The following is an 18371-nucleotide window of genomic DNA, read 5'->3' on the forward strand; positions in this document are numbered from 1 at the left end:
GCGATCACTCGGCCCGGAGGTCCGGTAACGTGAAATCCATGAAGCGCTGCTCTTCGGCGATGGTGGCGGCATCGATCACGCCGCCTGTGCCATCGCCTACGGTCTGGATGGCTTCGAGTTGCCACATGGCGACCAGCGCAATGGCGAGCTCCGCGGTCACGCGCGTGTTGAGATCGATGCTTTGCTTGAGCTCTTCCATGTCGTCGATGAGCCCGACAAGGCGGTCTACCCGCTCGAGCGACTGGCCGGCATCTTCATAGCTGTTCTGGGCGGCGGCTGAGACGAGTGCGCCGGTTGTTGCCTGCGTGGCCACACGGTTGGCCCCGGGATTGCCGCTGGTGGCCATTTCCGAGAGCGTGTCTTCATCGAAGCCGAGATCGGCCAGCACCCGGTCCATCTGGGTTTCGATCTCGCCTGCACCGGAGCCCGACAGACCTGAGAAGTCACCCGTCTTGATGGCCTCGATGGTGGCGAGGATGTCTCCGAACTCCTGGTCGAGCAGTCCGTTCAACTCGTCTTCCATTTCCGTGCGGATGATTTCTGGAAGCTCGGCAAGTCGGGTGAGCGCTTCATAGGTTCTTTGCAGCTCCGCGAGTTGATCCGTGAGAAGGCCGAGCTGTTCGCGGAGCTGCGTCAGCTGCTCGTTTTGCAGGATCTCGTCTTCGATCATCTGCCGGAGCTGCTGGATGTTTTGCGCGATGTTCTGGGTGTCGACGACGGGCACGCCCTGCGCCGCGGCAGGGGAGAGGGCTCCCAGATGCAGGCCAATCCCAAGCGTTGCGGCCAAGGCCGCTCTCAGAAACTTCCGTCCCATCATTCAATCTCCCTGATCGTAAAATCCATGAACGCGCCTTCGGCCATGCGGGCGCTGGCCTGGGCCAGCTCCTCGGCAGAGAGGACTCGGGTGCGGGCCGCCTGAAGCCGGATGCGTGCAGCGACGAGGCGCACGAGTTCGGCGCGGGCATAGGTGTTGAGCGCGATGCTTTCTTGCACGTCTTCCGTCTCGGAAATCCGCTCGACGATGTCCGCAATACGGAAGGCGGCTTGCCTGATCGCGGCGGGTGAGTTGTTACCATAGAAGGCCGCGCCGTGCCCGGTGATTGAGAGGTTGGCATTGGCCAGAAGCGCGGGGTCGATCGTGCCAAGCGCTTCGATCCCGCCGATACGGCTCAGGTAGAGATTGTAGCGTTCGGGAATGACCTGAACGTAATGCTGGGTTTCGGCAAAGGGCGGCACGCCGCCATACTCGAACACCCGGCCGGGTCCGGCGTTATAGGCCGCGAGCGCGTTGATGATGTTGCCATCGAATGTGTTGAGCTGGGTCGCGAGATAGCGCGCGCCGCCATGCACCTGCAGGTAAGGGCTGTCATAGTAATCCGGGTTGATGCCGAGATCGCTGGCGGTGCCGGGCATGATCTGGGTGAGGCCATAGGCGCCGACGGGAGACCGTGCCCCAATGGTGAAACGGCTTTCCTGCCAGATGAGCGCTTGCAGCAACGCGCGCCATTGGACGGGTGAGAGACCAGCGCGGCCGACACCCGCAAAGTCGCTGGTTTCCTGGGCGACGCGGATGATGAGCTGCTCGATGTTCTCGGCGGCGTCGCCGAACATCTGCGCACCGCCGGGATTGGGGTCGATGTCGGCATTGCCATAGACCGCCTCGACTGATCGGGCCGGATACCCGCTGCCGCTTTCCAGCCCCGAGACCATAGCCGGCAAGCCCTGACCGCCGAAGCTGGTCTGGGCATCGAGGATGCGTTGCAGGGTTGCCAGCTGTTCGCGCTCGATCTCCGCGATGAGTTCGCGCACGGCGAGCTTGTCGGCCTGAACGGCCAAGTCAGCCTCGCGATCACCGGTCTCGACGATGTCACGCGAGGTCAGCCCACTGTCATTGGTCGGCACACCTTGAGACAAGGCGAGACCAGGCAGCAGGCAAAACGCGAGGATATGAGGCAGGCTAGACTTCAATGTCGCCCTCCGGCGCATCTAGAGGCGTGAAGGTGCAATCAGGCGCGACAGGGGCTGTCGAGGCCAGGAAGGTGAAGCAGTTTGCCTGCGGTTCGCGATACTGCGCACAGGAAGCGAGCAGGCCGAGTGCTGTCAGGGACAAGAGAATACGGATCATGAAAGCCTCCAGAAGTCCGGGCGGGTGCGATAATCGGCGCCAACGTGCGCTTCGCCCTTTTCCATGCCGCCAAGGATGGTGAGATTGGGTCCAAGCGCGCTCAGATCGGCATCGACGACGATCGAGCCCTGATCGTCACGGATGAGCGCCAAGCGGCTGTTGCTGCCCGTGTTGAGAAGGACGTCGAGCTCCTTCTCCGTGAGGTTCAGCATGGCGTAGTCCGCAGGCTGCGCGCGGATATTGGGCAGCAGGATCTGCGTCGGCACGGCCTCGACGATGGTCTTGCCGGTCCGGGTGCGCTCGAGCTGGCTTGCGTATTGCGTCATCATCACCGCGACGGTGTTCTGCTTGCGCGCAGTCACGAGCCAGTTCGACAACCGTTCGGCGAAATATGCGTTGTCGAGCGCCTTCCAGGCCTCGTCGATCACGATGATTGTGGGGCGACGATCCTCGATCTCGCGCTCGACCCGGCGGAAAAGATAGGATAGGACCGCCATGCGTTCTTTCTCGGCCTCGCTGTCGAGAATGCCGGTGAGATCGAACCCGACCACTTCGCCTTCGAGCGAGAACGTATCTTCCAGCGTCTGGCCGAAGATCCACCCATAGCGGCCGTCTTCGGTCCACTCAAACAGGCGCTGGTGCAGATCGCCGCCATCATCGGTGGACACAAAAAGCGATGCGAAATCCCGCCAGTTCCGCAGGGCCGGATTGGTGGCCTGGGCATTCTGGCGCACCACTTCCTGGATGCGGTTGGTCTGCGCCGGGGTCAGGGGTTTGTCGGCGCGGTAGAGCAGCGTTGTGAGCCAGTCCGAGAGCCAGGCGGTGCCGCGCGCATCGGTCTCGGTCCAGAGCGGATTGAGACCCGTGGGCTGGCCGGCGTTCAGGGAGGCGTAGCGCCCGCCATTGGCGCGGACGGCCATCTCCATGCCAAGACGGTAATCGAAGACGAAGATCCGCGCCCCTGCGCGACGGACCTGGGTCATCAGGAAGGCCGAAAGCACCGATTTGCCCGACCCGGGCCGTCCCATGATCAGCGTATGACCGCTGGTCGGTTCTTTGTCGGGCGATCCCTGCTCGTGATAAGAAAACCGGTAGGCGCTCTGCTCCGGCGTGGGCAAATAAGTGACGACCCGGCCCCATGGGGTTTTCGCGGCGGGTTTGCCAAGCTGCGTTCGGTGGAAGGCCGCGAAATCCGCGAAGTTGCGGTTGGTCACGGCGCTGGCACGGACGCGCTTGGGCTGGTTACCGGGGTGCTGGCTGAGGTAATGCGCCTTGGCCGCGACCCGCTCGCCGATCATCTTCACGCCTTCGGTCGCGGCGGCGTTCACGATTTCGGCGCTGAGCGTCTGCAGCTCTTCGAGCGTGTCGCAAAAGAGCGTCACGACCATATGATGCTCGCCGAAGCTTTGGCGCTTGGCCTCGAGATCGTCGGCGGCGATGTCGAGGGCTTCCATCAGCGAGAGGGCTGCGTCCTGGCTCGCCTGCATCTGCCGCTTTTGCCGCTTGATGCGGCCCGCCATGAGGTTCGAATTGATCGGCGTGAAGGAATGGGTGACGATCATGTCGACCGGCAGGTTCAGCATGTCGAACATGATGCAGGAGGTGCCTTCCGAGTATTCCCCGATGGTGAAACTTTTGCCGTAGCGATGGCCCACAACGCCTTCGGAAAGCTCGAAATGATCGCCATGAAACGTCACGCGGGTATTGGCGACGTTGAAGGACAAAAAGCCGTAGGTGTTTGCCGGGTAGAGCGGCAGCTCTGTTCCCGTGTTGAGCGCGCCCAGAAACCCCACCAATTCCCCCGATGCGGCTGACAGCAGGCGCGGCTTGAGCTCGGTGAGCCCCGAGAGGAAGACGTTCACGGCCTCGCCGAGGCGCTGCAGGCGCTTGCGGGTTTCCTCCTTCAACCGATCGGGCGCGCTGCGGCTGAGAAACGGCAGTAGGCTTTTGGGGGGCGGGCGGTGAATGACGGTGAGCGTCAGTGTTTTGTCGCGGAGCCCGCTGGTCTCGAGTTTTGCGCGCCAGCGCCGGTCCACCTCGCCCGCGAAGCTGTCCTCACGGATGGGGTCGAGATCAGGTTTGATGGCCTTGGAGACCTTGTGGACGTAATAGCTGAATTCCGGCCCAAGCTGCGCGATGATGCGGGCAAAAAGCGCTGTCACCTTGTCGAGATAGGCATCGTCCGTCGTGTAGCTGTTGATCCCCTCGAGCCGGATGCAGCGGAAGAGTTCATTCACCCGGGTCCGCACGGTCTGGTCGTCAACGAGGCTCACATAGGGCAGCATATGCGCGAGGCGGGTCTCGCGCGCATACCAATCCGGCGTCATTGTGCGGGGGTCGAGCGCAGCATCACGGGTGTCATCACGGGGCATAGCTGTCCCCGCCATGGATGCTGCGGTTTCGCGTGGGTGGCGTCTCCTGCAGCGCGGTCATCATCACGTCGATAAAACGCGGGTCCCAATCGGCGGCCTTCCAGAGCACGGGATAGAGCAGGGCGGCGAAACCCAGCACCGCGATGTGCTGGACCCAGACGAACAAGAGCACCGAACCGAAGAGCCAGACCATCGCGTACATGATGGGCAGGCCCAGAAGCTTCGGCGGGCGCACGAGGCCGAGGAAGAGAGGCGCGCGCTCAGCCACCGGCAAAGACCGCGGCAACGATGGTGGGGGCGGCGGCGACACCGGCGATCCCGACAAGCACCCAAAGCGCCTGGCGCAGATCGATGATGTTGAAGAACCAGCTCAAGAAAACGCCGAGGACCGCGAGTGTGGCGATGACCACACCAAGAGGTCCGGTCAGCGCATCGACAATGCCCTGCAACAGGCTTTGGATCGGGGAGAGATCGATGCTCTGTGCAAGTGCGGGCTCGGCAATGAGCAGGGATAGTGCCAGCGAGGCGACAAAGAGGTTTGAAATCTGTCTCATGAATTTGATCCTTCCAATCGGGCCACAACGGCCATGACGCGGGCCACGTGGTTCTGGGTTTCTCGGTAAGGGGGAATGCCACCGTGTTGGCGCACTGCTTCCGGCCCAGCGTTGTAGGCGGCAAGCGCCAGATGCGGATCGCCGAAGCTTTCCAGCATCATCGCGAGGTAGCGAGCGGAACCGTCGAGGTTCTGTTGTGGATCGCGCGGGTCGACGCCGAGGTCGCGCGCGGTGTCGGGCATAAGCTGACCAAGGCCAATGGCGCCCGCGTGTGAGATCGCATCCTGCCGGTAGGCGCTCTCAACCTCGATATTCGCCCGATAGAGAGCCAGCCAATCCGTCACGGAAAGCCCCGCGCGACGCAGGCCGGGATGGCCGGCATAGCGCAAGGCCGTGGTCTGAATCCCGGAGAGGACATCGGCGCGGGGCAGGGGAGTCGGGCGGGCAAGGGCCGCGACTTGGACGCCCTCTTGCTCGGCCTCTACCTCGCCGAAGATCGCGATCCCATCGGAGGCCGAACCCTGACCAATCCCGTCATTGTAGTTTCGAGCAAAGCTGCTTTGGGAGCGTGACGGGATCAGGGAGCCGTCGCTCTCCATGACCAGGACCATTTGAGCTGAGGCAGGTGCTGCGACCAGCCAGAGACAGACGAGGTTAGCTGCCAGCGTCCTTGTCTGATGGGGCTTTGTCTGGCGGCGCAAGTTTGTGCGTACGGCTTGTCCCCGCCTCAAGCGGCAGGTCGACATGCGCAAAACCAAGGCCAATGAAGAAAGACACCACGCCGGAGATCGTCTTGAACTCGCGGATCTTGATATCGTTGTAGGTCGTCCGCGTGCGGGCGGTGACCAGGAGCTTTTCCACCCCGTCATCAGAGACAACGCGCATGATCCAGACCCCGTAATAGCTGGGGCCTTTCTTATGTGCCGACTCCTGGCACAGGATTTCTGCGCTATAGCCGCTTTCCACGAGCTCGCGGAACCTGGCTTCCGTAACCACATTTGGTGCTTCGATGTCCCAGTTCATGGCCCGGCTCACGCTTTCTCCAATGGCGCGACCCCAGGCATTCCCACTTGAAGCCCAGAGTTACGATAGTATACTATCAACCGCAAGATGTAATATCGTGCTTTAGCTGTAGTTTGGTCACGCAAACACTAGTCACGGCCAGTGTCTGCGATCAAGGAGATAACAGGTTTGAGAAACCCAAGGTTGACATGCCTGCTCCCATTGCAAGCTATGATCCTTCTAATCTGCGTTCCCGGGCCGGTTTTGGCGGAATCCTGCTTCGCCCCGGCCCGTCCTTTCCTGCCAAGCGATTCGCAGGCGGCGCGGGACTATGCGGATATCATCCGCGGCGACTTCGAAGATTACATTCAGGATATCCAGAGCTACTTCCGTTGCCTCGACGGTGAACGGGCCCGCGCGTTCGAGGAAGCGAGGGAGGTCAGTGAGGACTACGGCCGATTTCTGCAATTGGTAGGGGATTGATGGGCAACCTCGGGAGCATCAGACTTGCAGCCCATGGAAACCAGACGCCGATAACACCCTCATATATCTACTTTTTAGATAACAGATTTCATCCGCTAGCGACGTCACAAAAGGTATGTGACGCGTGGCAAAGACAATCAGAAGCAAGGGACAGGTGGCACTCTGCCAGGCGTTGGTCGACGCGCGCATCAAAGCGGGCCTCGGTCAGGAGGACTTGGCGGTCAAGCTCAAGTGCCATCAATCCCTCGTGGCGCGCATTGAAAGCGGCCAGCGCCGGGTCGACGTCGTCGAACTGGTCGTCCTCGCCCGGGCCATCGGCTTTGACCCCTTCGATGTTCTGGCGATCGTTGAAGCAGCCACGGAGCCCGACCACCGGATTTGAAGCCAATGAATTGTTGAGAAAACAGGAACCCATTTCCCCGGTCTGATGATCATTTCCTCATCGAGGACCAGTTAGCCAGAATCAACGAAGTCCGGCGCACGGTCGTAGTGAACGCTCTGCAACCCCACGCCGCATTTCGCAGCGCCACAGTGCAGGAAGTCAGTAAAAAGTGAACGAAGATAAGGTCGAAGGCGTCGCGATTGCGAATTTGATCGGGGCAGATGAGCGTAGTGTCGTCGGTTGGGTATATCGTTGGAATACGGGCGCGTTGGCGGTGATGTGGGATGTCAACGGCCCGCAACGGGTTGGACAATGTCAGCCTGATTTGAAGGACGCGGAGAAGCGCGAAATCGACTTCGATGCACTCACGCGGATGCGAAGTGGCGACGGCGGTTGAGGAGTGCAAACCTGCGGTATTTGCCGAAACGCCAAACAGCATGTGGACCGCGACGCGTACGCGGTGCGGCCGTACACGTCAAAGAAGCCGTCTTCCGAGACAAATCTACGTGGCGGCAGGTCAGTAGTTCACCTGCTCGAACCCGTAGTTACCCTCATAGTCACGCCAATCGACGAAGACGGATCGGTGATAAATGCCAGGGCAATGCTCGCCCCAGCGTTCAAGGCCTACGTGAGCCGAAGGAAGGGCAGTGACGGAAGACCTCTGCCAAGTGAAATCGCCTTGGGTCCCGTAAGTGCCGAGGACCACGGTCGCGCTTCGGTTACAGTCCCCATCGCGCCCGGACTCGTGCTGTCGCGCATACCGTACATCAAAGACGCGAATGGATCGGACAAAATTGAACTCCGGACCGCTGATATCGATGTCCGCCCGATCCTCGACGAGGCGAAGCACGAAGTCTGCCGGAATGGCATCCGTTCCGGTTTCTGAAGAGGGCCAAACGGCATTTTTTGATCTTGCTTGGACGGCAACATCATCGCCTGGAAACGATTGGCGGGGCGAATAGTCCTCGCCTTGAAGAAAGGCTTCGAAGATTCGGTTTACATTGCTCGGATGCCGTTCGGTCTCATAAGATGCGCCCATGGGACAGCGCCAAATCTGCAGTGGTGGCTCCACAGGCCAAGGCGTGATGCGACGGATAAACTCGGCACGGGCACGGCTGCAGGGCACGGAAGCGGGCCAACCGCCGGACAGGCAGAGAAGGATTGCGCAGTCGATTGGATAGGTTTGTGCTTTTGTGGTGCTCGGCAGCACACCGGTTACCAAAGCGGTTACAGCGGTTAGGCATAGAGACAGTCGTCTAAGTTGAAAGCGCATGGTAGGGGACCCTTTGTCGGGAGCCACCTTACCTCCAATAATATACTATTGCAACGCAAAGTGTATTACGCGCATAATCAAGGTTATGTAAAATACGACTGTAAATTTACATTAAGTGTTCGAATAATCGCCATCGACCACGCGACAAGATGTAGAAGCCGAGCAATCAATCTGTGTCAAAAGAAACTCCTTGAAGCTCTAGTTGGTAGAGGTTTTATCGTACATCAAACGCCGTTTCTCGTGTCACGGCATTCGCCAGACAAAGCTGGAAGAGTATAGTATGCTGACTAGACGACATTTCGTGATGACCACCGCCGCCCTCTTTTCTGCCCCGGTTGCCAGCCCGGTGCTGGCAAATACCTGGCCGACCGAAGCGCAGAAGGTTGCCTGGGACGCACAGGTGACGCCGCCCGGCTTTGACCCGGCAACCTCGAACCCCTGGGGCTTACATCCGCGGTTTCTCCCGACCCGGGTGGCCGCGAAAGACGGGCTGACACCGGGCGACATTCATGTCGATGCGGTTGCGCGCTACCTTTATCACATCGAGGAGGGCGGGACTGCCATGCGCTATGGCGTCGCCATTGCTCGTGGTGATCTGTACGAACCAGGTACATACACGATCAAGCGCAAAGTCAGATGGCCCCATTGGCAGCCGACGCAGAACATGATCGACCGCGACCCAGAACTCTACGCTGATATCGCCGACGGTATGGAGCCCGGACCTAAGAATGCGCTTGGGTCGCGAGCTCTCTATCTCTTTCTCGGCGACCGGGATACTTATCTCCGCATTCACGGTACGCCACAGCCGAGAAGCATCGGCGGTCGTGCGAGTTCCGGCTGCGTCAGAATGGTCATGGCGCACATAAACGATCTTTATCCCAACGTTGACATTGGTTCGACGGCTTTCCTCTACTCGGCCGAGGAAAGCGTCACGGCAGAAAGCTGAGGTCGTCTACCGACGCGCCATCGGTGCAAAGCTTGTGCAAAGTTTAATGATTCGGGGTGACTTCGATTACCTGAACCCGATTATGCGGCAGGCGCCGTGCAAATCGGGTTTCCACGGGGAGTTCGCAGCGGCAGCAACGTCGCTTCCACGGGGCCGTTGTGCAGATACCAATAGCAGCCGTCTTCCGGCAAAAGTCTTGCCGACTGAAGATCCTGCCCCGTCGCCGCCATGGCGACGACCGCCTCTGGCAATTGTCCGCTCCGTGCGGTTTCGGGTGTTTCAGTGAATGAAGCCGAACACGCTCCCAGCAAAAACGCTGCTGGGACGAGTAAGCCAAGATGAATACGCATATTAAAAATTTCCGCCTTTAGAACAACTTAACCTGAGTACCGACCTCTGCCAATCCAAACAATTCTTCGATATGTTCGTTGTAGAGACCGATGCAGCCGTTCGACGATTGCCGACCGATCTTGCGCGTGTCACCGGTGCCGTGAACGCGGTAGTACTGCCATGACAGATAAAGGGCGTTTGTTCCAAGGGGGTTGTCGGGGCCAGGGCCAACGAAATCCGGCCATTCGGGATTGCGCTCCTTCATCGAAGGTGTGGGTCGCCAGCTCGGGCCATCTACCTTGCGAACCACCGTGTTATATCCGCGCCGAGTCAATTCCTCTGTGAGCGGTACGCTGGACGGATAGAGCTTGTAGATGCTTTCGTCTTCCGACCAGAATTGGACCGCGCGGGAGTCGATGTCGCAGAGGATTGCGCCGTTTCTCAGATCGTCGAAATGGTCTTGCCAAGATGCAACCCTGAACCCGGAAATATTGCTCCGCACCGCCGGTGCCGCCAGACCATCGCTTGTCTGTGCCATGGCCCTACTGGTCGCGAGAACCAACCCACTTGCTGCTGCACCAAAGAGTGCGGTCCGGCGTGTGAACGGTCTGTCGTTAGCTCGTCTCATCAAGAAAACCTCTGGTCTCGTTATTTTTCCCGGTTCTAAGACCTACACCCGCTAGAGCTTCAATATGCTTCTGCTCACAAACCCGTGAGATTGAACTCGGTCATGGCATCAAAGAAATCTGCGGGTTTTTTGGAGGTAGGCTCGGTAAGCGTCCCCGTAGCGATCAATCAACCAGCGCTCTTCAGCGAAGGGCGCGAGTGCCAATGCAGTAACGCCGGTGATAATCACTGGCCACGCGAGGATCGAGGCGGAGAGCAGTCCGATCCCGATGAGGATCGCCATGTCAGCCACATACTGAGGATTGCGGGAGAACCGGTAAAGGCCACGGGTCCGCAGAACGCCTTCATCACCACTCGTCGCCGCCATCCCAAGTTGCATCACACCGGACCAGACAACGGCATTGCCCAGAACGATCAGACAAAGCCCTAAACCCCAACGTATGATCCATGGGAAGTCGAGCTCACCCCATTCTAGCAGAGCCAAAACGATGGCAGATCCGAAGCCGACGCACGTAAGTCCCCAGACGACAATCTTGTGGGCTCCTGTAGAGTGAATCGGCGGCCAGACTCGTCGCTCCGGTTGGAACATGGACCAGAGTATACCCGCGACCAGCAACAGATTGGCCGCACAACCCAGCACGAGAACCACGGTTTTGAGGTCACCCATGACCATACCTGTCTGCGTCCCGATGTTTGGTCGCTGAGCGTTCAAACTCCAGCGTTGAGTGGTCGATCCCGAATTCCTCGTCGAGGCGGGTCTTGATTGCCGTCTTGATGTTTTCGAGGTCATCCCAGCGGTCCTCGGCGATTACGACGTGGGTATCGAGCGCCGCACGATGCTCCTGCATCTGCCAGAAATGTGCGTGATGAACTTCCTCGACTCCGTCCACGTCCTCCACGGCCGCGATAACCTTGTCCGTGTCGATATCGGGCGGGCTTCCCAACATCAGGGTGCGGATCGGGCCACCGATCTCGCTGAAGGCGAGCCAGAGGATATAGGCGGCAATCCCGATGGTGATCGCCGGATCAACCCAGCGGACATCGTAGAGAAGGATGAGAACGCCACCGACGATCACGGCCACAGACGCCAGCGCATCGCTGAGGTTGTGGAGGAACAGCGCCCGGATGTTCACGCTGCCTTTCTGCATCGAATAGGTCAGCCACGCGGTGAGGGTATCGATGAACAGCGCCACACTGCCCAGGATGACCACGGTCCAACCCGCGACTTCGGGCGGATCAACAAACCGCATCGCGCCCTCATAGACCAGATAAAGGCCGATGATGATCAGCGAGATATAATTGATAAGCGCGGCGACGATCTCGACCCTGCCATATCCGAAGGTCATTTTCGCATCGGCCGTGCGGCGCGCGATCTTGCGCGCGCCGAATGCGATGACGAGCGACGCCATGTCGGAGAAGTTGTGGATGGCATCCGCGATCAGCGCGAGGCTGCCGGATAGTATCCCGCCGACAATCTGCGCGACCGTCAGGAGGCCGTTTGCCCAGATGGCAATGGCAACCCGCCGGTCGCCTTCTTTAGGCTCCATATGGGCATGATCATGCGGCACGAGAAGCCTCCTCATGGCCGTGGTTTGGCCGGCTGAGCCCTGGAACGCTTGGCAAACGACCAGCGCGGATCGCCCTGACGCGGGCATTCATCCAATGGCGAATGAGGTGCCGATAGATCCAGTCGCGCAGGGGGCCAAACGCCTGACGATGGTGCTCATAAAACATGTCAGGATTATCGAATGTTCCAAAATCGCGGGCGATGCCGGTCTTCTGGATATATGTACTCTCCCCCGTCCATCCGACTGGCGGTGCGCTCAAGCAGTCGGTCCCGGCACCGTAGCCGCATAGGGACCGTGTCTCGGGAAACGACCGCTGCAGGGCCAACAGGAAGGGTGTGTCGAGGATGAAGCCCTCAAGATCGACCCATCCTGCCTCGGTCTCGACCTCGATCCATGAGTGGAGGATTTCTGCGGGTGCGATCGGATAGATCAGTTCAGGCACGACGCCCCGTTGCAACGCTTTGTGGATTGTGAAGCCGTGCAAGCGGCATCTTACGCCGACAGCGCGTAGAAGCGCCATCAGCAGCGTTCCCTTCGTGTTGCATTGTCCATACCTGTCGTCGAGTACTTCAGAGGCAGGAATGTCGTCGGCGCGGTTATAGCCAAAGTCGATCTCGTTTCGCACGAAGTCGTAGATTGCACCAATTCGATCATGCAACGGCAAGGTTCCCCACCCCCGGTCGGCGATCAGAGCGGCAAGTGAAGGATGCCTGACATCCAAGAGTGGCGTCGACGAAAGCAGCGGGTCAACAGGGGTCATGAGCGTTTCCTAGAATCAACTATACAGAGATGATGGTTTCTACAGTAACTGTAGCTTCAACCTTTATCTTGTCGCGACGCGAGAGACTATTCTGGTTGGTGATTGTGAACTGCCTTGTGATGCTCGTCATGCGCGTCCCGCAGGATGCCTATGCCGCCCCACGCCGCGATGCCAGCCACCGCGACCCCGACAACGAGGTCGGGCCAGTTGCTGCCCAACCACCAAACGAGACCGCCCGCGATCAGGATGCCGCCGTTCGATGCGAAATCGTTGAGGCTGAAGGTGTTGGCGGCCCGGATGTTCACGTCCGGTTCCTTCAGTCGCCCGAGCAGCCAGATGCAGGCGAGGTTGACGACCGCAGCGATCAGCGACATTGCGATCATCAGAGTTCCGAGCGGTTCGGAACCGCCGACATAGCGCCGCCAAGCGTCAATCAGAATGCCAACCGCAAAGATCAGAAGCAATCCGCCGGATACGTTCGCGGCACCCCGCTTCCACTTCGACGACCGGGACAAGGCCAGAAGGCTGATGCCATAGACGAGGCTGTCGGATGTGTTGTCGAGACCATTGGCGATCAGGGCGCTGGAATCGCCGATAGCTCCCGTGGCGAAGAACCCCGCAGCGATTGCGAGATTGAGACCGAGAACAATCCAGAGCGTCTGGCGCTCTTTTTCATTCTTCCCGCTGAATTCGCTTTCGACCATCGAACTGGCAAACCTTTCGATTTCTAAGAAAGGGGGCAGAAACGCCCTCTTCGGATGCAGCTGTCAATAAGATATATAGAACCTCTAGCGACTGTAGATCCAAAATAGCTTATTTACGTCCCTCTGGGCACCGAAAGAATAATCGCGGCACCGATCAAACAGATGGACGTCCCTATGAAGTCCCATCTGTCAGGTCGCTCGCCCTCGACGAACCACATCCAGAGCATGGAGGCCCCGATGTAGATGCCGCCATAGGCTGCGAAAGCGCGGCCCGCTGCGCTGGTTTCGACCTGCGCCAGCAACCAGCCGAAAAGCGCGAGCGCGATTATGCCGGGTGCGAGCCAGAGCGGTGATGCCCCAAGACGCCACCACGCCCAGATGGCGAAACACCCGCTGATCTCCGCGACAGCAGCCAGCAGATAGGCAATTGCGGCGTTCAAGCCCCAATCTCGTCGTGCTCGGTGAGACATTCCGCATGGTCTCGAAGGACCTCCAGAACCTTGCACTCCGCAACGCTGTCACCGTCGCACTCGGCGACCATGCGTTTCAATTCCTTCTTAAGCGCTTGCAGACGCTTGATCCGCTGTTCGACTTGGTGGAGTTGCCGACGCGCGATCGAATCCGCCTCCGCGCAGGATTGGGACGGGTTGTCCGAGAGGTCCAGCAGCTCCCGGATGGAGTCGAGCGAAAATCCGAGCTGGCGTGAGTGCCGGATGAAAGCCAGCCGGTCGAGGTCCTTTTCAAAGTAACGGCGCTGGCCGCCTGCGGTCCTTCCGGCCTCGTTCATCAAACCGATTTCTTCGTAGTAGCGGATCGTCTGAACCTTGGTTCCGGTTCTCCGCGAGAGTGTTCCGATTGCCAGCATGTGCGATCCTTCAATCTACAAAGACTGTAGCTTACTGAAGAGACAACTCCATTGAAAAGACAAAGGTTTCACTTTGGCGTGACTTCGGACAACAAAAAGTAACTTTTCGCTTGAACCTCTATCTGCTGTAGCTTGTATCCTGCGCACAAACAAACTGAACAGGTGGGTAGCGCAAGCAATGAAGAAGGTCCGGATAGTTCTCTGGTCGGCAGTGGTTGTCGCTGCGGCGGTGTCAGCCACGCTTTGGATGACTGAACGCAATCAGGGACCGGTCGCCGCGCGTGTTGATCCTGAGGCCGAGAGTTTCACTGCGGATTTTGAGCTGACGGACCATACCGGTATGGTGCAGACCGACGAGGATTTCCGAGGGCGCTGGATGCTCGTCTTTTTCGGATTTGCGAACTGCCCCGACGTGTGTCCCATGGGGCTCGCAACCATCGCGGAGGTCATGGACGAGCTCGGCACCCAAGGTTCCGCCGTCCAGCCCCTGTTCATCACGGTCGACCCTGAAAGGGATACGCCAAGCGCTCTGGCCAACTACGTTCCCCAGTTTGGTCAGGGAATCCTTGGGTTGAGCGGACCGCCGGACCAAATCGAACGCACTGCCGAGACCTTCAAGATCTACTACCAGAAGATCGAGGAAGCCTCGGCGCCCGACGGCTATACGATGGGGCATACGTCGTCCTTCCTTCTCTTCGATCCGGAAGGCGAATTTGTCCGCATCTACGAATACGACGAGGAACCCAGACTGATCGTTACTGATCTTCGCGAAAGGATCGGCGCGTGACAGCTGGCCCAGACGCAACGCCACGCGCCGCGAGACCGGTAGCTTTCCTCTTCGCGGCATGGTTCGTCGCCTTGTCCGCGTCGCTTGCCGTGCTCTTCATCGGAGAGGTTCTGGGGCAGACCCCCTGCAATCTGTGCTGGTTCCAGCGTGCCTTCATGTTTCCGCTCGCGATCATCCTCGGGGTGGCGGCGTGGCGCGCCGACCTCTCGATCTGGCGCTATGCCGCGCCGCTCGCGGTTCTGGGTGGTGCCGTCGCCCTTTACCATTCCCTGCTTTACGCAGGGATCGTGCCGGCGCCGATCGTCCCCTGCACGGCGTCCGGGCCATCCTGCACCGATGACGCGATGCTGATCCTTGGCCTGCCAATCCCTCTGCTCTCCCTGCTGACGTTCGGGGCAATCCTTGTCCTTCTCATTCAACTTCGACGGATATCAATATGAACCGAAAGACACTTCTGCTCGCGATACTCACTCTGGTACTGGCCGTTTTCGTGGCTGGTGCCTGGTTCGTATCGCGCCCCGATCCGACCCCGGTGGCGACAGCCGCTCCGCTGGAACAACAGGATCGTCTTGTTCGGTCCTATTCTCCCATACTCGGGCGTGAGGATGCGCCAGTGACCATCGTGGAGTTCTTCGACCCGGCCTGCGAGGCCTGCCGCGCCTTCCATCCCATCGTGAAGCAGATACTGACGCAATACCCCGACGATGTGCGCGTCGTCATGCGCTACACTCCGTTCCACGGCGAGGGGTCCGAGCTGGCAATCAAGGTGCTGGAAGCGGCCCGGTTGCAGGACGTTTTTGTTCCCGTGCTGGAAGCGCTGCTTGAAAATCAGCCCGCCTGGGCCTCTCACGGCGCTCCGGCAGCTGAGCGCATCATGGAGATCGCCGGAGCGGCGGGCTTGGACACAGACGCCGCCGCAAATCAGATCATGTCACCCAGCATCGTCGGCGTCCTCAATCAAGACCGGGCAGACGTCGAAGCTGTCGGAATCCAAGGCACACCGACGTTCTTCGTCAACGGTAAGCCTTTGCCAGAGTTCGGTGCGGAGCAGCTCTTGTCGCTCGTCCAAGCCGAAGTCGAGGCTGCGGCAACAAACTAGAACGAACAGGAGACCCAACGTGTTCAAAACCTTCGCAAAGGCAATCCAGAGCCTGTCTGTCGCTCTTCTGATGGGCTTGCCAATGGCATCCTCAGCGCAGCAGTTGTCAGAGAACGCATCGATTGTGGTCGAGAGCCCCTGGGCGCGCGCGAGCCTTGGAATGTCGCGGCCCGGCGGGGCCTATCTGACCGTTCGGAACGAGGGCAGCGATCAGATCTCCCTTATCGGTCTTCGCGCGGAGATCTCCGGCATGGCTTCGATCCACGAAACCAGAACCAATTCTGACGGCGTCAGCAGCATGGCTCCGGCGGACGATATCGTGATCCCGCCCGGGGGTATGTTCGCCCTTGAACCCGGCGGATATCACGCCATGCTGATGCAACTGCAATCTCCGCTCGTCGAGGGGGAGACCTTTCCGCTGACCCTGCTCTTTTCCGATGGAACAGAGCTTGAAATCACCGTCCCGGTCCTTGGCATCGGCGCACGCGGCCCCGAAGGCTGATCCGGCTGATGATGAGGGTGGCCAAAATCGCAGCGATCGGAGCGGCGGCGGTCTTTGCCGCCCTGTTTGTCGGCTGGTGGCAGGTAGATGGGCCTGGCGCTGACTCCGCGCCGGGCAAGCGGTCTCTACCGCTGACTGCTATGGAATTCAGCCTGACGGATCAGGATGGTCGGGATGTCGGCCCGGAAACCCTCATCGGCGAGCCGAGTCTGGTCTTCTTCGGATTCACCTACTGCCCCGACGTTTGCCCGACGACCCTCTCGGACATTTCCGGATGGCTCGACGAGATTGGGCCGGACGCCGAAGACCTGAATACCGTTTTCATCACCGTAGATCCGGACCGCGACACGGTCGAGACCATGGCCGAGTATGTCTCGTATTTCCATCCGCAGATACAAGGATGGACGGGCTTGCCAGACCAGATCGCGGCCATCGCCGATGGTTTCCGTGCCACCTATGAGAAGGTTGAGGGGGAAAACGGCGAATATACGATGAACCACACGGCGGGTGTTTTCCTGTTCGATGCGACAGGTCGCTTCGTCACCACCATCGACTATCACGAACCACGCGAATTCGCCGTGCCGAAGATAAGGCGCGCGATGCAGAACAGAACCGAGAGGGCAGAATCTTGAAACTGAGACATATCGTTCTGGGAACGACAATGGCCGCGGCAGCGGTCAGCACGATAGCGAGCCGGGCTTTGATCCTGGAGGCGCCGCCCGAGTACATCTTTTCCGAGGCTCCGGAAGCCTTGGACAGTCCACCCGAACCTCTCGATGGACCAGGCGTCAACGCATCTGGCGAGACGATGCCGAATATGCTTCCGGCCGCTTTTCAGCCGCCTGAGTTTCCCGCACTCGAACGGGCCGAGCCAGATAATCTGATGGCGCTTGTTCAGGCCCTCGCCACGCCGCCTTGGGAGGCGACGGTCGAGGCGGGTGACACATTGGACGTGCTTCTCTCTCTCGCGGACATGGATGCGCAAACACGGACCGAAGTCGCACTGGCACTGACGGTTGAATACGACCTGCGCCGCCTTCGACCGGGCCATCGTCTCAGCGTCGACTTTCGCCCGGACGGCACGCCATCCGTTGTGACGTTGGCTGTCGATGACGGCGTGCGGATCGAAGTCACCCTGGACGACACCATTGCGAGTCGGACGGTAACGCCGAGCGCGTTGACAGTCGAGCGTGCGAGCCAGTTGCTGGTGAACGGGTCGATCTACGCTTCGCTGGATCGAGCAGGCGTCCCGGCCCGTTTTGCCGTCGATCTCGCACAAATCCTCGGGGAAACGGTCGACTTTCGCAGGGATCTTCAAGGCGGAGAGACCCTGAATATCCTTTGGGGTCAGACCGTCCTTCGCGATGGTTCAGAGGTCGGTCAACCGTCAATCTCCTATGCGGCCCTCGATCTGGCCGACGACCGCTTCGAAATCCTCTGGTCAGCCGAAGACAGCGGGCGGGCAACGGTCTATTTGAATGGTGAAATCCTGCGGACGGTCGCGCCGCCGGTGGAAGGCGCACGACTGTCGTCGGTCTTCGGGCAGCGCAAGCATCCGATCTATGGCAGTATGCGGATGCACACAGGTGTCGATTATGCCGCCGCTGCGGGGACACCGATTGCAGCGACCGCACCCGGACGGGTCTCCTTCATCGGATGGCGGAGCGGATATGGCCGGGTGGTCGAGATCGCGCACGGGTCAGACACAATGACCCGCTATGCGCACCTCAGCGCTGTGCCGGAGGGTCTGGCCGTCGGAAACCGCGCGGTCGCGGGCGAAACGATTGGCCAGGTCGGTGAGACAGGCACGGCGACAGCTCCGAACCTTCACTACGAAGTGCGCGTGGACGGCCGACCTATCGATCCGCTCGGGGAGGAATTGCTCGCCTCTGCGGAAAATTTCGACACTGCGGATGCCACTGAAATCCTTGAAGAGACGCGCACACGGTTCGCGACCTTTCTTCGCGAAGACACATGACTGATTTGAAAGGA

Annotated in this window: 26 protein-coding genes; 10 read left to right on the plus strand and 16 right to left on the minus strand. The window is 59.8% G+C overall.

Features of this window, described 5'->3' with window-relative positions; genetic code table 11:
* Positions 1-4: 4 nt before the first annotated feature.
* Genes GAL_RS19615 through GAL_RS19645 form a run of 8 tightly spaced genes read right to left on the minus strand, consistent with a single transcriptional unit; the run spans position 5 to position 6074 of the window.
* A complete protein-coding gene (locus tag GAL_RS19615) occupies positions 5-814 on the minus strand; it encodes a type IV secretion system protein (RefSeq protein WP_040104422.1) in 810 nt (269 codons plus the stop codon).
* Positions 814-1968, minus strand: a complete 1155-nt coding sequence (locus GAL_RS19620; RefSeq protein WP_024099337.1) for a lytic transglycosylase domain-containing protein — start codon at positions 1966-1968, stop codon at positions 814-816. The genes GAL_RS19615 and GAL_RS19620 overlap by 1 nt, the downstream gene beginning before the upstream one ends.
* Positions 1958-2125, minus strand: a complete 168-nt coding sequence (locus tag GAL_RS22690; RefSeq protein ID WP_024099338.1) for a hypothetical protein — start codon at positions 2123-2125, stop codon at positions 1958-1960. The genes GAL_RS19620 and GAL_RS22690 overlap by 11 nt, the downstream gene beginning before the upstream one ends.
* Positions 2122-4497: a VirB4 family type IV secretion/conjugal transfer ATPase gene (locus GAL_RS19625; protein ID WP_024099339.1), complete on the minus strand. Its 2376-nt coding sequence runs from the start codon at positions 4495-4497 to the stop codon at positions 2122-2124. Before GAL_RS19625 ends, GAL_RS22690 begins: the two co-directional genes overlap by 4 nt.
* Complete coding sequence (locus tag GAL_RS19630; protein ID WP_040104433.1) at positions 4487-4765, minus strand: type IV secretion system protein VirB3; 279 nt, start codon at positions 4763-4765, stop codon at positions 4487-4489. Before GAL_RS19630 ends, GAL_RS19625 begins: the two co-directional genes overlap by 11 nt.
* On the minus strand, positions 4758-5051 hold the full coding sequence (locus GAL_RS19635; RefSeq protein ID WP_024099341.1) for a TrbC/VirB2 family protein: 294 nt from the start codon (positions 5049-5051) through the stop codon (positions 4758-4760). The genes GAL_RS19630 and GAL_RS19635 overlap by 8 nt, the downstream gene beginning before the upstream one ends.
* Positions 5048-5662 carry a lytic transglycosylase domain-containing protein gene (locus GAL_RS19640; RefSeq protein WP_024099342.1) on the minus strand — a complete coding sequence of 205 codons (615 nt, stop codon included), beginning with the start codon at positions 5660-5662 and terminating at the stop codon, positions 5048-5050. Before GAL_RS19640 ends, GAL_RS19635 begins: the two co-directional genes overlap by 4 nt.
* 43 nt (positions 5663-5705) lie before the next feature.
* Positions 5706-6074, minus strand: coding sequence for a hypothetical protein (locus tag GAL_RS19645; RefSeq protein WP_024099343.1), 369 nt, complete (start codon positions 6072-6074; stop codon positions 5706-5708).
* 210 nt (positions 6075-6284) lie between these two features.
* Here GAL_RS19645 and GAL_RS19650 point away from each other — a divergent pair, with 210 nt between their 5' ends.
* From GAL_RS19650 to GAL_RS19660, 3 genes are all read left to right on the plus strand, one after another.
* On the plus strand, positions 6285-6536 hold the full coding sequence (locus GAL_RS19650) for a hypothetical protein (protein WP_040104423.1): 252 nt from the start codon (positions 6285-6287) through the stop codon (positions 6534-6536).
* A gap of 124 nt (positions 6537-6660) precedes the next feature.
* A complete protein-coding gene (locus GAL_RS19655; RefSeq protein ID WP_024099345.1) occupies positions 6661-6918 on the plus strand; it encodes a helix-turn-helix domain-containing protein in 258 nt (85 codons plus the stop codon).
* 169 nt (positions 6919-7087) lie between these two features.
* A complete protein-coding gene (locus GAL_RS19660) occupies positions 7088-7315 on the plus strand; it encodes a hypothetical protein (RefSeq protein WP_024099346.1) in 228 nt (75 codons plus the stop codon).
* A gap of 120 nt (positions 7316-7435) precedes the next feature.
* On the opposite strand, the gene GAL_RS22315 is transcribed toward GAL_RS19660, so the two are convergent.
* Positions 7436-8191 carry a hypothetical protein gene (locus GAL_RS22315; RefSeq protein ID WP_244462818.1) on the minus strand — a complete coding sequence of 252 codons (756 nt, stop codon included), beginning with the start codon at positions 8189-8191 and terminating at the stop codon, positions 7436-7438.
* Between the two features lie 280 nt (positions 8192-8471).
* On the opposite strand from GAL_RS22315, the gene GAL_RS19670 reads away from it, so the two are divergent.
* Positions 8472-9137 (plus strand): L,D-transpeptidase, encoded by a 666-nt coding sequence (locus GAL_RS19670; RefSeq protein WP_024099348.1) that lies wholly within the window; start codon positions 8472-8474, stop codon positions 9135-9137.
* 367 nt (positions 9138-9504) lie between these two features.
* Here GAL_RS19670 and GAL_RS19675 read toward each other — a convergent pair whose 3' ends face one another.
* From GAL_RS19675 to GAL_RS19705, 7 genes are all read right to left on the minus strand, one after another.
* Complete coding sequence (locus tag GAL_RS19675) at positions 9505-10005, minus strand: L,D-transpeptidase (RefSeq protein WP_244462819.1); 501 nt, start codon at positions 10003-10005, stop codon at positions 9505-9507.
* A gap of 198 nt (positions 10006-10203) precedes the next feature.
* Positions 10204-10761 (minus strand): methyltransferase family protein, encoded by a 558-nt coding sequence (locus tag GAL_RS19680; protein ID WP_024099351.1) that lies wholly within the window; start codon positions 10759-10761, stop codon positions 10204-10206.
* Positions 10754-11662, minus strand: a complete 909-nt coding sequence (locus GAL_RS19685) for a cation diffusion facilitator family transporter (RefSeq protein WP_024099352.1) — start codon at positions 11660-11662, stop codon at positions 10754-10756. Before GAL_RS19685 ends, GAL_RS19680 begins: the two co-directional genes overlap by 8 nt.
* The gene (locus tag GAL_RS19690) at positions 11652-12422 is read right to left on the minus strand and encodes a transglutaminase-like domain-containing protein (protein ID WP_024099353.1); all 771 of its coding nucleotides are present in this window, start codon (positions 12420-12422) and stop codon (positions 11652-11654) included. The genes GAL_RS19685 and GAL_RS19690 overlap by 11 nt, the downstream gene beginning before the upstream one ends.
* A gap of 86 nt (positions 12423-12508) precedes the next feature.
* Positions 12509-13126 (minus strand): cation transporter, encoded by a 618-nt coding sequence (locus GAL_RS19695; RefSeq protein WP_024099354.1) that lies wholly within the window; start codon positions 13124-13126, stop codon positions 12509-12511.
* Positions 13127-13239: 113 nt separating this feature from the next.
* Positions 13240-13566 carry a YnfA family protein gene (locus GAL_RS19700; protein WP_040104425.1) on the minus strand — a complete coding sequence of 109 codons (327 nt, stop codon included), beginning with the start codon at positions 13564-13566 and terminating at the stop codon, positions 13240-13242.
* Entirely contained in the window at positions 13563-13991 is a 429-nt protein-coding gene (locus tag GAL_RS19705; protein ID WP_024099356.1) for a MerR family transcriptional regulator, read from the minus strand. Before GAL_RS19705 ends, GAL_RS19700 begins: the two co-directional genes overlap by 4 nt.
* A gap of 178 nt (positions 13992-14169) precedes the next feature.
* On the opposite strand from GAL_RS19705, the gene GAL_RS19710 reads away from it, so the two are divergent.
* The 6 genes from GAL_RS19710 to GAL_RS19735 all read left to right on the plus strand — a co-directional run bounded on the left by GAL_RS19710 (position 14170) and on the right by GAL_RS19735 (position 18357).
* Positions 14170-14778 (plus strand): SCO family protein, encoded by a 609-nt coding sequence (locus GAL_RS19710; RefSeq protein WP_024099357.1) that lies wholly within the window; start codon positions 14170-14172, stop codon positions 14776-14778.
* The gene (locus tag GAL_RS19715) at positions 14775-15218 is read left to right on the plus strand and encodes a disulfide bond formation protein B (protein WP_024099358.1); all 444 of its coding nucleotides are present in this window, start codon (positions 14775-14777) and stop codon (positions 15216-15218) included. The genes GAL_RS19710 and GAL_RS19715 overlap by 4 nt, the downstream gene beginning before the upstream one ends.
* Positions 15215-15877, plus strand: a complete 663-nt coding sequence (locus GAL_RS19720) for a DsbA family protein (protein ID WP_024099359.1) — start codon at positions 15215-15217, stop codon at positions 15875-15877. The genes GAL_RS19715 and GAL_RS19720 overlap by 4 nt, the downstream gene beginning before the upstream one ends.
* A gap of 70 nt (positions 15878-15947) precedes the next feature.
* Positions 15948-16379 carry a copper chaperone PCu(A)C gene (locus tag GAL_RS19725; protein ID WP_043939878.1) on the plus strand — a complete coding sequence of 144 codons (432 nt, stop codon included), beginning with the start codon at positions 15948-15950 and terminating at the stop codon, positions 16377-16379.
* Positions 16380-16387: 8 nt separating this feature from the next.
* The gene (locus GAL_RS19730) at positions 16388-17011 is read left to right on the plus strand and encodes an SCO family protein (RefSeq protein WP_007120867.1); all 624 of its coding nucleotides are present in this window, start codon (positions 16388-16390) and stop codon (positions 17009-17011) included.
* Positions 17008-18357: a M23 family metallopeptidase gene (locus GAL_RS19735; protein WP_024099361.1), complete on the plus strand. Its 1350-nt coding sequence runs from the start codon at positions 17008-17010 to the stop codon at positions 18355-18357. The genes GAL_RS19730 and GAL_RS19735 overlap by 4 nt, the downstream gene beginning before the upstream one ends.
* Positions 18358-18371: the final 14 nt, after the last annotated feature.

Origin of the sequence: Phaeobacter gallaeciensis DSM 26640 (assembly GCF_000511385.1) — a bacterium.
Lineage (GTDB): Bacteria > Pseudomonadota > Alphaproteobacteria > Rhodobacterales > Rhodobacteraceae > Phaeobacter > Phaeobacter gallaeciensis.